General features: G+C 56.6%; 10 protein-coding genes. 6 read left to right on the top strand and 4 right to left on the bottom strand.

What is annotated here, in order from left to right:
• Positions 1-33 precede the first annotated feature (33 nt).
• The 4 genes from ACVBEG_RS11250 to ACVBEG_RS11265 form a co-directional block, all read right to left on the bottom strand.
• Positions 34-2,325 carry an ATP-dependent DNA helicase gene (locus tag ACVBEG_RS11250; RefSeq protein WP_447107700.1) on the bottom strand — a complete coding sequence of 764 codons (2,292 nt, stop codon included), beginning with the start codon at positions 2,323-2,325 and terminating at the stop codon, positions 34-36.
• A 113-nt stretch (positions 2,326-2,438) separates the two neighbouring features.
• On the bottom strand, positions 2,439-3,836 hold the full coding sequence (locus ACVBEG_RS11255; RefSeq protein ID WP_322216444.1) for an aminotransferase-like domain-containing protein: 1,398 nt from the start codon (positions 3,834-3,836) through the stop codon (positions 2,439-2,441).
• Positions 3,837-3,944: 108 nt separating this feature from the next.
• Positions 3,945-5,441, bottom strand: a complete 1,497-nt coding sequence (locus ACVBEG_RS11260) for a hypothetical protein (RefSeq protein ID WP_322179228.1) — start codon at positions 5,439-5,441, stop codon at positions 3,945-3,947.
• 591 nt (positions 5,442-6,032) lie between these two features.
• Positions 6,033-7,055, bottom strand: coding sequence for a zinc-dependent alcohol dehydrogenase family protein (locus ACVBEG_RS11265; RefSeq protein WP_322216446.1), 1,023 nt, complete (start codon positions 7,053-7,055; stop codon positions 6,033-6,035).
• Between the two features lie 474 nt (positions 7,056-7,529).
• Here ACVBEG_RS11265 and ACVBEG_RS11270 point away from each other — a divergent pair, with 474 nt between their 5' ends.
• The 6 genes from ACVBEG_RS11270 (at position 7,530) to ACVBEG_RS11295 (ending at position 16,406) form a co-directional block, all read left to right on the top strand.
• Complete coding sequence (locus ACVBEG_RS11270; protein ID WP_322179226.1) at positions 7,530-8,447, top strand: LysR family transcriptional regulator; 918 nt, start codon at positions 7,530-7,532, stop codon at positions 8,445-8,447.
• 118 nt (positions 8,448-8,565) lie between these two features.
• The gene (mexE, locus tag ACVBEG_RS11275) at positions 8,566-9,807 is read left to right on the top strand and encodes a multidrug efflux RND transporter periplasmic adaptor subunit MexE (RefSeq protein ID WP_322179225.1); all 1,242 of its coding nucleotides are present in this window, start codon (positions 8,566-8,568) and stop codon (positions 9,805-9,807) included.
• 12 nt (positions 9,808-9,819) lie between these two features.
• The gene (locus ACVBEG_RS11280) at positions 9,820-12,999 is read left to right on the top strand and encodes an efflux RND transporter permease subunit (RefSeq protein WP_447107701.1); all 3,180 of its coding nucleotides are present in this window, start codon (positions 9,820-9,822) and stop codon (positions 12,997-12,999) included.
• Positions 12,996-14,390 carry an efflux transporter outer membrane subunit gene (locus ACVBEG_RS11285; RefSeq protein ID WP_447107702.1) on the top strand — a complete coding sequence of 465 codons (1,395 nt, stop codon included), beginning with the start codon at positions 12,996-12,998 and terminating at the stop codon, positions 14,388-14,390. Before ACVBEG_RS11280 ends, ACVBEG_RS11285 begins: the two co-directional genes overlap by 4 nt.
• Before the next feature lie 178 nt (positions 14,391-14,568).
• On the top strand, positions 14,569-15,669 hold the full coding sequence (locus ACVBEG_RS11290) for a tetratricopeptide repeat protein (RefSeq protein ID WP_322179222.1): 1,101 nt from the start codon (positions 14,569-14,571) through the stop codon (positions 15,667-15,669).
• A 374-nt stretch (positions 15,670-16,043) separates the two neighbouring features.
• Positions 16,044-16,406, top strand: a complete 363-nt coding sequence (locus ACVBEG_RS11295; RefSeq protein WP_322179221.1) for a histone-like nucleoid-structuring protein, MvaT/MvaU family — start codon at positions 16,044-16,046, stop codon at positions 16,404-16,406.
• The last annotated feature ends 518 nt before the right edge of the window (positions 16,407-16,924 follow it).

Consider the following 16,924-nt stretch of genomic DNA (forward strand, 5'->3'; position numbering starts at 1 on the left):
GCTAAGCTATCTATCCGTCAGGCCTTGAACGTTTTACAGCTGCCACCAGGCAGGTAGCAAATTTTGCACCTTGCGCTCGGCGAAACGGTCGTCGATCAGCATCACTACCCCACGATCATCCTGACCTCGAATGACCCGGCCCGCAGCTTGTACGACTTTTTGTACGCCGGGATATAGATAGGTGTAGTCGTATCCGGCGCCGAACAGCGCAGCCATTCGTTGTTTGAGCTGCTCATTCACTGGATTCAATTGAGCCAGGCCCAGGGTGGCGATAAACGCACCGATCAATCGAGCGCCCGGCAAGTCGATGCCTTCGCCAAAAGCCCCACCCAACACGGCAAATCCGATGCCCTGGCTGCTCAAGGTGAACTGATCGAGAAACGCCTGCCGCTCGCTTTCAGTCATGCCGCGTGATTGCTGCCACAACGGAACCTGTGGATGCAGCTGATGCAGCAGCTCAGCGACCTGTTGTAGATAGTCGAAACTGCTGAAGAAGGCCAAGTAATTGCCGGGTTGCGCCTGAAATTGCGAGGCCATCAATTCGACGATAGGTGCCAGTGATGCCTGTCGATGGGTGAATCGGGTAGATATCTGACTGATGATGCGCACGTCCAGCTGTTCCCGGGAGAACGGCGACTCGATATCGACCCACGCGGTATTACCTGGCAGACCGAGCAGATCAGCGTAGTAACGGCGGGGATTCAAGGTCGCGGAAAACAGTACGGTGCTGCACGCTGCCGTCAGACGTGGGCGGACGAAGCCGGCTGGCACCACGTTGCGCAGGCTCAACCGCGACAGGCTGCGCTTTCCACCCCGTTCGCGCTTGTTGATATCGAACACAAAATGTTCATCAAACAACTCGGCGATCCGCGCGAACTGGATCGCTTCAAAGTAGAAGCTCTGCAATGCGCCATCGACGGCGTGGGGATGCTCATTGAAATAGTCGCCAATCGCGGTCACACACACATTCAAGCTTTGCAAAAACCGCGCAGGTGTCACGGGATAGGCTTGATAATCGAGCACCTGATCCTTGTGCAACGCATTCCATTCGCGGTTGAGCCGTTGCAGGGACTTCTTCAGCGCCTCAGGTGCACCGTCGCGAAGGGTGTTCAGGTTCTGCTGGTCTAGGCTGGCGCTATACATCTGCCGCGTGCGCTCGACCATGTTGTGCGCCTCGTCCACCAACACCGCCACGCGCCACTGGTTGAACTGGCTGAGGCCGAACAGCAAGGCGCTGAGATCGAAGTAATAGTTGTAATCAGCGATCACCACGTCGGCCCAGCGCGCCAGTTCCTGGCTCAAGTAATACGGGCAAACCTGATGTTGACGGGCGACTTCACGCACGCCGGCTTGATCGAGCCATGGTTTGTCCATTGCGGCGTTGCGTGCTGCCGGTAGACGATCATAGAAGCCCTTGGCCAGAGGGCAGGAGTCGCCGTTGCACGCTTTGTCAGGGTGTTCGCAGGCTTTTTCCCGGGCCACCATTTCCAGCACGCGCAGGGCCAGATCCGGTGCGCTGCGGCGAATGACACTCAAGGCGTCCAGTGCCAGCTTGCGCCCTGGGGTCTTGGCCGTGAGGAAGAACACTTTGTCGAGTTTTTGCCCAGGGACGGCCTTGAGCATTGGAAACAGTGTGCCCACCGTTTTGCCGATACCCGTCGGCGCTTGAGCCATCAGACAACAGCCGGTGCTGACCGCTTTATAAACCGACTCTGCCAGCGTTCGCTGGCCTGTGCGAAAACTCGGATGAGGGAACGCCAGCGCGCCCAAGGCCTGATTGCGGGCATGGGTGTGAGCCAGTTCCTGCTGGGCCCAGCGCAGAAAAATCGCACATTGCTCGTTGAAAAAAACGTGAAGCGCGTTTGCCGTATAGCGTTCGCGAAACAACGTTTCCTGCTCGCTGACGATATTGAAATAGACCAACGCCAGCGTGACTTCGTCCAGCTTCATCTGCTGACAGAGCAGCCTGCCATAGATTTTTGCTTGCGCCCAGTGCAATTGCCGGTGGTTCGCCGGCATCGCACTCAAGTCGCCTCGGTAGGTTTTTACTTCTTCAAGTTGGTTAAGTACCGGATCGTAACCGTCCGCCCTGCCCCGAACCTTGAGTTGCAGGTAGTCACCGCTGAGTGGGACTTCGGCTTGATAGGCCTCGCCGCGTCGGGCAACCACCGTGCGGTGTCCGGCCATGCCTTCCAGTGCCGTAGGCGTCGGGGTGAAACGCAAATCGAGGTCGCCCGCCTTGGCCGTGAATTCGCACAAGGCACGCACGGCCACCCCATAGCTGGAGTCATCAACGTTGACGTCATGGATAGGATCGAGGGTCACTGGAGAGGAAAAGCCGTTTTAGCACCGGTACTGGATGGGCATACAGATACCAGCTATGGCCCGGCGCTGGCAAATACAATTGGATCAGTGGCCGGGCACGGACGGCTATGGGACTACAGCCTCTCCTGACGCAACAGGTCGTCCAGCGTGTTGAGCGCCGTGCCAATGTCCTGATTCCAATCGAAGGCGAAACTGATCCGCAGGTTTTGCTGATGCAAGCCCTGCAGGCTGAATATTTCACCGGGCGCGATAAAAATCCGCCGCTTGAGCAGGCGGTCAAACACGCGGCGCATGTTCACCGGCCGAACGCATTCGGCCCAAATGGCAGCACCGCCTCCGGGCAGGTTAAAACGCAAGCTGGCCCCCGCACGCTCATGCAGCAGGCTGGCCAGGGTCAGCATGCGATCCTCCAACAGGCGCCGCAGTCCGGTGATGTGTTGATCGATGCGTCCAGAGCTGTAAAGCCGCGCAATGGCTTTTTGGCGAATGGGTGGCAGGCAGAAGGAGCGCACCAGAAAGTGCCGTTGCAACTCAGCACTGAAATGCTTGCACAGCAAATACCCATAAGGTGCTTCAGGTCCGATGATCTTGTCGAAGGCGGAAAACACTAACAAACGCTCGGGGTTGATCCAGTCACGCAATCGGCCCACCGGCGGCTCGAAGCAGAGTTCGCCGAGGCTGTCGTTTTCCAGAACCCAAATGCCATTCAGGTTCAGTCGACGGGCGAGCTGTTGACGGTTTTCCAATTGCATCAAGCTGCCTTGTGTCGAACAAGGCACTGACGGCAGGACCGCCAGACCAATGTCCTCCTGAAGCATTGTTTGGTCGAACCAAGGCAGGTCCACGCAACCGCTATTGTCTAGTGGCATCTCGATCACGCGGATATCGAACGATTGCAGCAAGCGCAAGATAGTCCAGGAGCAAGGCGACTCCACCAGCACCGTACCGCCCCGAAGCCCCAGTGCATCAAGGACTATTTTCAGCACCCCACGCAAATCCGCCCCGACATAGACATTGTCTGGGTGCCAGCAATGCTGCGCACAGGAGGTGTAACGTGCGGCCAGCGCCGTGCGTAACTCCAGTACCCCAAAGGGCTGGAACTGCAGGTTGAGCTGACGCGGGTAATGACGAATCAGTTCGCGTTCGAGCATCAGCAATGGATTTTCGAGCGATGACAGCATCGTCGGCTCATCATCGCTGAGCACGAACATACCCGGACGACGAGCATTGGCGTAAAGCTTTTCCAGGAGGTCTTCGTCATGTTGTCCATTGGGACATGGCATCAGACAGGGCAACGCAAAATAGCCAGATTTGGGTACGGAGCGGATCCGGCCCTCTTTTTCCAGCAAGCAATAGGCGTACTGAACGGTCGATATGGACACCTTCAAACGCTTGGCCAGGTCGCGCAATGACGGTAATTTGGTCGTGGAACCGCTGTTAACCTCACCAATCAGCTGGTTGAGGTAGCAATACACGGCCTGATAAGCAAAGTTGGAAGCGCTGTTTTTCATAAGCTGTACCCCGTCTATGCGTAATCGCCGCCCCAGAGAACATGCGCGGGCCCGCAGCAACTTCCGCCTGTCAATCTCCGGGAGTCGCTGCCGGCATGAGGATCACGCTTAGCGCCCAGATACTATTTCGGCCGTGGCCTCGCCCGTTTTCGGGTCGACCGTCACAATGCTGCGCTTATCGGGGTCACTGGCGCGGACCCTGGCGATCAGCGATGTCTGATCGCCGAAATCCACCCTTTTTTTACGGTAAAGGCTTTGCAAGCCGACTTTGCTCAACCCACTGATATCGATCAGCCATTGCAGGACTTGCTCTGGGACTTGCAGGCCCATTAACGCTTTGTGCAAGTCAGGCAACGCGACCAGCATTCCCGGATGACAACGGCGCAGGAATGCTTCCAGGGCGCGACCTGAATCCACGAACGGGGCGAACAACAGGCACACCAACTGCGCGTCATTCAGGCCGAATGCCTCCTGTGCGTGCGCCGATGCAAGTGCACGGCGTCCTTCGATGTTTTGATTGCCGTCATAGGCCGCCATGGCCTGTTCAATCAAGCGCTCGGGCATTTGCTTCTTGCACATCAACCCCTTTGCAACCTCCAGGTATTCGGCAATCCCTTCTTGGTAGCTACGACCGCGTACATAGTGAGCCTGCAAGCCACGCATATGCGCCATCAGCATTGGATTGGCGCAATCGGATTCGCTGAAGCTGAACGCAAGGTCATCGAACTGGAACCCCAGGAAATCGGTCAGCAAAGGCCAATGATCATCCGCTTTGCAACTGACCAGATCGAAGATAGTAATGAATGCAGGGACAACGGATTTATTAGGGTACGCCACGAGGCGACCCGCAGGCTCGGCGCCTTCTTCATACAGCTCGCGATAGTAAGCATGACCGACACTGTTCAGCGTCTTGAGCACACCATTGAAACTCTGATTTCTCCAGTCCGAGGCAGGGACCTCCAAGCCTTCGGCAAGGCGCATGACCCATGCCGCGTATTGCTTTTGCTCTTTGCGTGAGTCTCCGCTGACTAACGCATCGATACCCGTACCCCAACACGCCGCGCGCGCAAAAAAATCGCCCAGCCCCAAGTAACAGCTATTGCAGAACGTCGCACGAGCGTCACCCGCGGTCATATGCCCCGTCAATAACATGTCCGAGCGGTTGCACTCACGCCCCGCCGTGGAAAACGGCAAGTCCACGCGAAAGGGTCGAATCTGTTGTTGATCGACCATCAACACTTCTACGCGCGGGTCGTCATAGAGAAACAACGCCGAATAACTGCGATGGATATTACCCATCACGGCCGACGTTATACCTGCGTGGCGCAGGGTGGCGACTCGCAAGTTGAAGGTAGCTGGCGACCTGCCCGCGATACTCAATTGCGCAGCCCGCATAAAAGCAACGGTGTAGGCGCTGTCTTTACCGCCGCCGAACGCGATCATTACTTTGAAACTTCCGATGCGTTCAATTCCCCCGGCCGCCACGATCAAACGCTGGATCAGTAACTGAAGCGCTGTTCGCTCGGCGCGGGTGAAGTAACTGAGTACGCGCTGCAATACTTGTTGGTAAACATAATTCATTGCCTGCTCATGGATAGAACTCATAGCGCGGCACCTGACAGACGAATAACCACATCGGCAGCCCCTCGGAGTGGACTGATAAGCACGCCCGCCCAGCTGTCGGCCTGAGGCCGTTGATTCGATGAAGGGCTGGAAAAATATTGTTGTTCGACCATGACTCATTCCCTGAGCAATAATTACCGACGTATTATCAATGTCTCCAAGGTGTTTGCAAGGTACAGATACGCAGTAAAAAGCAGCGCAGTTCAGAGGCTGACAAACGCGACTAAATAACAAACACACGTGTTTAATACTTCAGTGATGTACCGGCAATTACCGAGCCCACTGAGTACGCGTGCATTGTAGGTCGAATCTACAGTTGCAGGATTGACGCGCGTTATTTAAACGACACTAAACGGCGTGTATATATTTTATAACGATGGGTTGTAGCGCATTAAACGTACGGCACAGTGATACAAGAAGTTACTTCGTTACCGGGTGTGCAGCAGGTACAACAAAAAAAACCCTCTTGCGTCACGGGAAGACTTCAATTTTTACCCAGTGACGCGTTCGAACGCTTAAGGGCAACCACTCTCTGAGAGGCGCCCGCACAGTGGCGTTGATAAACGTCCGTATTTAAACCTGTTCGATGTGCAGCACGGCACGACCGCCGATGGGACAACCGTCCATGTAACGATGAGCTTGAACAACCTCGGCAAAGGGAAATACCCGCGTAGGCTGCGGCAGCAAAACCCGATCAGCCGTGAGCTGGTTGATGTCACGCAACGCCCGCTGCACGGCGGCTTCGTCCTGAGTGATGCCCAGCTCCGGCTTGCCGGTGAAGTTGCCCAGGCAATGTACAAAGAACTGAATGTTTTTCTGGAACGCTGCACACGCCGGGAATGGCGTCTGATTCCCGCCCTGTAAACCGTAAAGTACCAAGCTGCCACGCGGAGCCAGAACATCGCCGAGGATCGACATCTGCGGCCCCCCCAAACCATCGAGCACCACATCGGCACCCCGGTTGTCGGTGTACTTGTTGACGGACATCAACAGGTCCTGTTCCTCCGTGACGATGACTTTGTCTGCGCCCAGCGACAGCAGGTAATCACGCTGTTCAGCAGATTTGGTCGCAGCAATGACCTTTGCACCCAGGGCTTTACCCAATTGCACGAATGCCGGACCGGCACAGTGACTGGCGTCGGTTACCAGCGCGGTCTGCCCTGGCTTGATGTGTGCCAGGTCGACGTACGCAAAGTAAGCCATCAGCAGTGGCGTGTAATGAACGCATGCTTCAATCGGGCTCAGCACATCCGGATAACGGGTCAAGGCCAGGCGTGGCAGCACAATCAATTCGCCATACACCGGGTATTCATTGGGACTGACCGCAGGAAAACTGGCGACCTTGTCACCCACGGCCAAATCATCAACCCCTTCGCCTACTGCCGACACCACACCGGCCATTTCATGACCCATGCCGGCGGGCAGCCGAGCGTGCGATGGCGCCAGATTTTGCCGCCAGAGCACGTCATACCAGCTGATACCAATCGCTTCTACGCGCACTTGCACCTCACCGGGTGCTGGCAGCGCAGCAGGGTGCTCCTCAAGCTTGAGGACCTCGGCTGGACCAAACTGATGAAAACGGATCGTGCGGGACATTTCGAACCTCGCCTTATGAACCTTTAATGCCATGAACTTTATCCGGGCTTTACCGGGAACACTATCAGTGGCTATTAATAGTCGACATGCATGTCATTGATTCTGCTGCGCCGGTGTGGCGCAAATCTGGCTGCAGAAAACAAAAAAATCAGCTTTTATGGGCGGCATTGTTCGCACCTAATCGCGACATTGCAACCCACCCGTACACGTCGACCGAACAAGTGCTTTCGCGGGGCACCCGATAATGCCCGGTGTAACGCCTTCTTGCGTCTTGCAGCCGCTTTATATCGCGATCCACTATGATTTTGATGATTAATGTACCGGCGTTGAATTTATCACTGCAGAACGCTACTGATTCCTCGTACTATTCACGTCGCGTTTGCCTATCCGAGCCACTGTGTTTGAGCGGATAGGCCGCACACCTGAGTGCTGGCATGGCCTCTCGCATCGACAAATGGCCCGAGATCATCTTTCATGAATCGCAATGACCTGCGTCGCGTTGACCTCAATCTCCTTATTGTCTTCGAGACATTGATGCATGAGCGGAGCGTTACTCGTGCGGCAGAAAAACTGTTTCTGGGCCAACCCGCGATCAGTGCGGCGCTCTCACGTCTGCGCGGGCTGTTCGATGATCCTTTGTTCGTGCGCACCGGACGCAGCATGGAACCAACTGCCCGCGCGGTGGACATTTTCGCGCTGCTCTCCCCCGCGCTCGACTCGATCTCCACGGCCGTCAGTCGTGCGGCAGAATTCGACCCTGCAACCAGCACAGCCGTATTCCGCATCGGCTTGTCCGACGACGCGGAGTTCGCACTCTTGCCTTCGTTGCTCAAGCGTCTGCGCTCCGAGGCCCCAGGCATTGTGCTGGTGGTACGACGGGTCAACTACATCCTGATGCCCGCGATGCTCGCTTCTGGCGAAATCTCCATTGGCGTCAGCTACACCATGGATCTGCCCGCCAATGCCAAACGAAAAGTGCTGCGCCTTAGCCGGGCCAAGTTGTTGCGCGCGGACACGGTACCAGGCCCACTCAGCCTGGATGACTTCTGCACACGGCCTCATGCCCTGGTCTCGTTCTCGGGTGATTTAAGCGGATTTATCGACGAGTACCTGGAAAAAATCGGGCGCAAGCGTCATGTTGTGCTGGCCGTGCCACAGTTCAATGGCTTGGCCTCGCTGCTGGCCGGTACCGATATCGTGGCGACCGTTCCGGACTATGCCGCTGATGTACTGGCCGCCGCCGGAGGCGTACGCGCTGAAGAGGTACCGATTGAAACGCGTAGCTTTGAGCTGCACATGGCGTGGCGTGGCTCCCAGGACAATGACCCAGGGGAACGATGGCTGCGTTCGCGTATTCAGATGTTCTTTGGTGACCCTGATAGCCTGAACTAGAGCCTCATCGACGGATCTATATCATTCTGAATGATACTGACCTTCAACCCATTCGATTCGTGCAATACAACCCGCCAGAACAAAATCCGCCAACTTAACAATTTGACGGATTATTCCCATGGCACAGTCATTCAAATACGTGCGCTACCCTCTTGCGGCCCTGGCCTTGGTCGTGATCAGCGCCTGTGGTCGCGATCCCGCTGCGACTGTGGCTCCGGCAGCTGCAAAAGTCACCGTGGCCAAGGTACTGGAACAGCCCGTCAATGAATGGGATGAATTCACCGGGCGCCTTGAGGCGCCGGAAACCGTTGAAATCCGCCCACGGGTTTCTGGCCAGATTGATCAAGTTGCTTTCACTGAAGGTGCGTTGGTCAAGAAAGGCGACCTGCTATTCCAGATCGATCCTCGTCCTTTCCAGGCTGAAGTTCGTCGCCTCGAAGCCCAACTGCAACAAGCTCGCGCCAATTTGACACGCAGTGGCAATGAAGCCCAGCGTGGCCAACGCCTGCTGACCAGCAATGCTATTTCCGCCGAACTCGCCGACTCGCGCAACAGCGCCGCCCAAGAAGCGAAAGCCGGCGCCGATGCCATCCAGGCGCAACTCGATCTGGCTCGGTTGAACCTGAGCTTTACCCGCGTAACTTCGCCGATCAGTGGCCGCGTCAGCCGCGCCGAAATCACCGCTGGCAACATTGTGACTGCGGATGTCACGCCGCTGACCAGCGTGGTGTCCACCGATAAGGTTTACGCGTATTTCGATGCCGATGAGCGGGTTTATCTGAAATACACCGAGCTTGCTCGCAAAGGCCAGCGCGGCCAAAGCACGCCGGTATTCCTCGGTCTGTCGAACGAAAGCGACAACCCGCATCAGGGCCAGATGAATTTCGTCGACAATCAGGTCAACCCGAAAACCGGGACCATCCGAGGCCGTGCGGTTTTCGATAACACCGACGGCCAATTCACTCCGGGCTTGTACGCCCGTCTCAAGCTGGTAGGCAGCGGCACTTACTCTGCCGTGCTAATCAATGACGAAGCAGTCGGCACTGATCTTGGCAAGAAATTCGTGCTGGTCATGGGCGCCGACAATAAACCGGCCTACCGCAGCGTGGAACTCGGTCCGAAACTCGAAGGTTTACGCATTGTGCGCAGCGGCCTGAGCAAAGACGACACCATCGTGGTCAAGGGCCTGCAACGGGTTCGCCCGGGGCAAGCGGTAGACCCTGAAACAGCCATGATGGCCAGCGCCGAAACCCTAGCCGCCCTGCACAAGCAACGTCAAGCACTCGAAGCCAGCAACCTGAAGCCCGTCGAGCCCAAGCTTGCGGCCAAACTTGCCAGCACTGCTTCGCCGCGCGGTTAAGGGATAACCATAATGAACTTCTCTCAATTCTTTATTACGCGGCCGATCTTTGCAGCGGTGTTATCACTGCTGATCCTGATCGCAGGCGCGATTTCACTGTTCCAGCTGCCGATCAGTGAATACCCGGAAGTCGTGCCCCCCACCGTCGTGGTGCGTGCAAACTTCCCGGGTGCCAACCCTAAGGTCATCGGTGAAACCGTGGCTGCACCGCTGGAACAGGCGATCACCGGCGTCGAGAACATGCTTTACATGTCCTCGCAGTCCACCGCTGACGGCAAAATCACCCTGACCATCACCTTCGCCCTGGGTACTGACCTGGACAACGCTCAGGTGCAGGTGCAAAACCGTGTGACCCGGACCACCCCCAAACTGCCCGAAGAAGTGACGCGCATTGGTATCACCGTGGACAAGGCATCCCCCGACCTGACCATGGTCGTGCACTTGACCTCGCCGGACAAACGCTACGACATGCTCTACCTGTCCAACTATGCCTTGCTCAATATCAAGGATGAATTGGCGCGTCTGGGCGGTGTCGGTGATGTCCAACTGTTTGGTATGGGCGACTATTCGCTACGTGTCTGGCTTGATCCGAACAAGGTCGCTTCACGCAACCTGACCGCGACCGACGTCGTGGCTGCGATACGTGAACAGAACCGTCAGGTCGCTGCCGGGTCCCTTGGTTCGCCACCTGCGCCGGGTGCCACCAGCTTCCAGATGTCGGTGAATACTCAGGGTCGCCTGGTCAGTGAGGAAGAGTTCGAAAACATCATTATCCGCTCCGGCGCCGGAGGGGAAATCACTCGCCTCAAGGACATTGCGCGGATCGAGCTTGGCTCCAGCCAGTATGCATTACGTTCTCTGCTGAATAACCAGCCTGCGGTGGCTATCCCGATCTTCCAGCGCCCCGGCTCCAATGCCATCGATATCTCCAACGAAGTTCGCGCCAAAATGGCCGAACTGAAGAATAACTTCCCGGAAGGCATGGACTTCTCGATTGTCTATGACCCGACGATCTTCGTCCGCGGCTCCATCGAAGCAGTGGTCCACACGCTGTTCGAAGCACTGATCCTGGTCGTGCTCGTGGTGATCCTGTTCCTGCAGACCTGGCGCGCCTCGATCATTCCATTGGTGGCTGTTCCGGTCTCACTGATCGGCACCTTTGCCGTGATGCACATGTTCGGTTTCTCGCTCAATGCGCTGTCGCTGTTCGGATTGGTACTGGCCATTGGTATCGTGGTGGACGATGCCATCGTCGTGGTGGAGAACGTCGAACGTAATATCGAGCTGGGACTGACGCCGGTCGAAGCGACCAAACGCGCCATGCGTGAAGTCACCGGACCGATCATCGCCACCGCGCTGGTGTTGTGCGCAGTGTTCATCCCGGCGGGATTCATCTCCGGGTTGACCGGGCAGTTCTATAAACAGTTCGCCCTGACGATTGCGATCTCTACAGTGATCTCCGCGTTCAACTCCTTGACCTTGTCGCCAGCCCTGGCCGCCGTGTTACTTAGAAGCCACGATGCGCCGAAGGATGCCTTTTCCAGATTTCTCGATAAATTGTTCGGTGTCTGGTTGTTCCGGCCGTTCAACCGATTCTTCGACAAAGCCAGCCGTGGCTATGTAGGAACCGTAGGCCGGGTTATCCGTGGCAGCGGCATCGCCTTGTTTGTCTACGCGGGTTTGATCGTGATGACCTGGTTCGGCTTCGCCAACACGCCGACCGGTTTCGTGCCTGCACAAGACAAACAGTATCTGGTGGCCTTTGCTCAACTGCCGGATGCGTCAAGCCTGGACCGTACCGAAGATGTGATCAAACGCATGTCTGACATCGCGCTCAAACAGCCTGGTGTAGAAAGTGCGGTCGCCTTCCCTGGCCTGTCGATCAACGGCTTCACCAACAGCCCTAACGCGGGCATCGTCTTCGTGACCTTGAAGCCATTCGACGAGCGCAAGGACAAGAGCGAATCGGCGGGCGCGATTGCCGGTGCCTTGAACGGTAAGTTCGGAGTGATCCAGGAAGCCTACATGGCGATTTTCCCGCCACCACCGGTACAGGGTCTCGGCACTATTGGCGGCTTCCGCCTGCAAATCGAAGACCGTGGCAACCTGGGTTACGAAGAGCTGTACAAAGAAACCCAGAACGTCATCAACAAGAGCCATGGCGTGCCTGAACTGGCCGGGTTATTCACCAGCTACACGGTCAACGTGCCACAGGTCGATGCCGCTATCGACCGTGAAAAGGCTAAAACCCACGGTGTAGCTATCTCGGACATCTTCGACACCCTGCAAGTCTATCTGGGTTCGTTGTATGCCAACGACTTCAACCGTTTTGGCCGTACCTATCAAGTCAACGTTCAGGCTGAACAACAATTCCGTCTGGAGGCTGAGCAGATCGGTCAACTGAAAGTGCGCAACAACGTGGGCGAAATGATCCCCCTGGCGACGTTCATCAAGGTCAGCGATACCTCAGGGCCTGATCGCGTCATGCACTATAACGGCTTCATCACGGCTGAAATCAACGGTGCAGCCGCGCCCGGCTACAGCTCCGGGCAAGCGCAGAGCGCCGTTGAAAAACTGCTCAAGGAAGAACTGCCCAACGGCATGACCTACGAGTGGACTGACCTGACGTATCAGCAGATTTTGTCCGGCAACACTGCACTGCTGGTGTTTCCGCTCTGTGTGCTGCTGGCGTTCCTGGTGTTGGCCGCGCTGTATGAAAGCTGGAGCCTGCCTCTGGCGGTGATTCTGATCGTACCGATGACGCTGCTGTCAGCCATCGTCGGGGTGATCATTGCCGGTAGCGACAACAACATTTTCACCCAGATTGGCTTGATCGTATTGGTGGGCCTGGCGTGTAAGAACGCGATCCTGATCGTCGAGTTTGCCAAAGACAAACAAGATGAAGGTATGACCCCGCTGGCTGCGGTACTCGAAGCGTGCCGTCTGCGTCTGCGTCCAATCCTGATGACCTCCTTCGCGTTCATCATGGGTGTTGTGCCTCTGGTCTTGTCCAGCGGTGCCGGTGCAGAGATGCGTCATGCCATGGGCGTGGCGGTGTTCTCCGGGATGCTCGGGGTGACCTTCTTCGGCCTGCTGCTGACACCGGTGTTCTACGTATTGATCCGTAACTATGTGGGACGCAAGCAGGCTCGCAACGCTGACAAGGCCCTGACGCTGGAGGCGCAACAATGAGCGTAAAACTCTTTCTCCCGAGCCTTCTGGTCCTTGCCCTCGCGGCCTGCGCCGTCGGCCCGGACTATAAAACCCCGGACACCGCACCGGCCAAGGTCGAATCAGCGGCAAAAGGTCACTACGACCGCAGTCACCTTGAAACCGTCTGGTGGCAGCAGTTCGATGACCCGATTCTCAACCAGCTAGTGGCTCAGTCATTGACCGGCAACCGTGAATTGCGCGTCGCCTTTGCCCGTTTGCGCGCAGCCCGTGCGATTCGCGACGACATCAGCAACGATGCCATGCCGGTGATCACCAGCCGCGTCAGCAGCGATCTGGGCAAAGGTCAGCAACCGGGGACCACGACCCAACGAGTCAACACCGAGCGCTATGACCTGGGACTGGACATGGCCTGGGAGCTCGACCTGTTCGGACGGATCCAGCGTGAACTGGAAGCCAGCACCGCCGATCAGGAGGTGGCCGAAGCCAATCTTTACCAACTTCAGGTCACCATGACTGCCGAGTTGGTCGATGCTTACGGGCAACTGCGCGGCGCACAACTGCGCGAAGGCATTGCTCGGGCCAACCTGAAGAACCAAGAGGACTCGCGCACCATTACCGTGAACCTGCGTGAAGCCGGTGTGGGCAATGAGCTCGACGTAGTGCGGTCCGATGCACGACTGGCGGCCGTCGAGGCCACTGTGCCGCAACTGCAAGCAGAACAAGTGCGCCAGCGCAATCGCATCGCCACGCTGTTGGGCGAGCGTCCAGAGGCCCTGACCATCGACCTGAGCCCGGCTAAATTGCCGGCCATCGCCAAAGCCTTGCCCATCGGCGATCCGACTGAGCTGCTGCGCCATCGTCCCGACGTGCGCAGTGCCGAGCGCCAACTGGCGGCTGCGACGGCGCGCATCGGTGTCGCGACTGCAGACCTGTTCCCACGCGTCAGCCTCAGTGGGTTCCTGGGCTTCACCGCCGCACGCGGTTCGCAACTCGGCTCATCAGCCGCGCAAGCCTGGGCGCTTGGCCCAAGCATTACCTGGGCCGCGTTTAACCTCGGCAGCGTGCGTGCACGGATTCGTGGCGCCGATGCTCAAGCCGACGGCGCGTTGGCCACCTATGAACAGCAGGTGCTGCTGGCCCTGGAAGAGTCGGAAAATGCCTTCAGTGACTATGGTAAGCGGCAACAACGGCTGATCTCGCTGTTGCGTCAAAGCGAAGCGAGTCGTTCCGCTGCTGACTTGGCGTCTATTCAGTACCGCGAAGGCACAGTGGACTTCCTTGTGCTACTCGACGCCGAGCGTGAGCGATTGGCCGCCGAAGATTCTCAGGCTCAGGCCGAGGTCGAGATGTATCGGGGAATTGTTGCCATTTACAAGGCGTTGGGTGGTGGCTGGCAGCCACAGGCCTGATGCCCGTAACTCCTCTAGTGATGGACTTCATCGGTTAACCTTTCAGCCTCGCCTCCTTACGGTCGCGGGGCTTTTTGTGCTCCCTCCGAACACGCTGTCGGGGATGTCGGGATGATTGTCATTTGACAGCTGACAGTCACTCCGTGAAGCTGCAAGCCGTCATGGTCTGGATACAGGTATGCCAAAACCGCCTTTTAAAGGTTCCTCCACTGAGCCAAAAACCGGCCGTCAGTGGCGCCTCGGTTACACGATCACGCTATCAATCATAGTTTTTGGCGCGGGTTTCCTGTTGTTTCGCAGCCCTCCTTCCACTCCGCCGACCTTTGCTACCCCGCACGGTTACTCCCAAGCCCTGGAACAAGCGCACAACGGTAAGCCGGGAGCCGCTCGGGTACTTTATCAACAGTTGTCACGTACCGACCTGTCTGACATCCGCCGCGTCAACTTGCTGGTAGAGTTGCCTAACTACCCGAGCCCACAGGCATTGAAACTGGCAAATGGTGATTTACACCACAGCGCGCTAACGGTCCGACAGGCGGCGATTGATGCCATCGTCAAGCTGGTTTCCGGCAGTCAGCGCAGTGTGTTGCTGGGGCCTCTGCTCGATGAAACCGACCAGGCCACACGCTTCAGTGCGGCGAAAGCCCTGCTGGGACTGACACCCGACGAGTTGGGACTGTACTTTGGCCCGTTGGAGCAGGTCGTTGAAGAGTATGAGCACATCCTCGCTGACCAGCCGCCGACCAGTCAGAGCCAACTGCAACTGGCCACCCTTTATCTGCACAGCGGTGATCAGATTCCGGCCATGAAGGCGCTGGAACAGTCGATCGTGCTGGACCCGAATAACCTGCAAGCCGGACTGGCCCAGATTGCCGCATTCGATAAGCAGGGCCAGGTTGACAAGGCTCGGCAGCTGCTGGGTCAACAGCTAGAGCGCAACCCCAAATCCGCGACGCTGCAACACGTATTGGGTATATGGCTGCTGCACCACGGGCAAAGCGAATACGCCCTGCTTGCGTTGGCAAAAGCGCTGGAGCTTGAGCCGGAAAATAATGGCTACCGCTATGACCTGGCCGTTGCCTTGCACGACCTCGATCAACTGGAGGCGGCACAGAAGCAGCTCGAAGAAATCGTCCAGCGTCACCCCGCCAATCGTGCCGCACGGGTCCTGCTGATTCGTTACTGGCAAGAAAGTGGGCAACTACAAAAGGTTCAGGTATTGCTTGCAGAACTGGAGCAGCAGAACCCGGATGACCCTGCGCTTCAACAGGGCCTCTAGTGCTCTGATATACGCGCCGGAAGCCAATGTTCCTGGTTTTCCGACGCGCGGCTAATATCGGAAATTACTTACACGGTCCTTCATCTGATACCACAAAGAATTAGGGCGTCGGCAAAGTGAAATTCCGCGCTCACTATAATCATTTGCATAAAGACTATTTTCTAACTCGAAAAAAAAGTGCATTATTTACCCGCAACGGGTTATCAACTACCCTTTTTCACTTGGGCGCGACTGACCGCAAGCCGTTAGTTTCTTCACAGAAGGAACTCGCTCAGGGGTTGTGGTAGAGAATTGAACGAAAGCGTCGGCCAGAAGCTCTTGCTTATAGCTTTGTCGGGCTGGGAACAGCCAACTACACTGTCGGAGTAACATATTTGTCTAGACTCGCCGAGTTTCGCGCAGCAGAAAAAGCCCTTCAAGAACAGCTGGCACAGCTGGAGTCCTTGAAGAATGACGCTGGACTAAAGAAGGAGATCGAATTCGAACAGAAGCTTCAGGGCTTGATGAGCAGCTACGGCAAGAGCCTGCGCGACATCGTCGCCATCCTCGACCCCAACAGCTCGTCGTCTCAGGTCGCGCCTACAGGTCCAAAACGCCGCAGGGCACGTGTCGTGAAGGTTTATCAGAACCCGCACACAGGTGAGTTGATTGAAACAAAAGGTGGTAATCACCGTGGTCTGAAAGCCTGGAAAGAGCAATACGGTGTCGATACCGTAGATTCATGGCTTCGCACTTGATCCAAATCATCGAACTTAAAAAGCCCTGCCGTGCAGGGCTTTTTATTGCCTGTCAACTTCACCGCTATGGCAATGAGTCACTGGTTCAGCTTTCCGACAGGAAAATAGTCACGAAGAGTGTCGCTAGTAGTTCAATCAGGTACATATTCATACAGATGCCTATTCATACAGGTATTTCAGACTTTTCCTTCAGGTCTCGACTTGACTGTTCTCTTTCGTCGCAGAAGTCGGCAATGTAACAAAATAATAACAGACAGTTTACTTGAAGAGAGTTCATGTAGTGGCCATTCGATACTGCATCTGCGCGCATCTAATAATGGTCAGCCCTGCGATGCACCGAGAAGCTCAACCCCGATTGTGGGAGTCGCACCCGCCCGGCACCATCGCGCTCACTAGTCGGGCTGACTTTTCACTTCACACATTTTTCACATCGATTCTTACAGGATGAGCACTGCTAAAGGATTAGCGCCCCAATACCCGCTTCGGCGGGTTTCTTTTTGTCTGTTATTTGGCGCCAG

The organism is Pseudomonas sp. GG8, assembly GCF_052976945.1.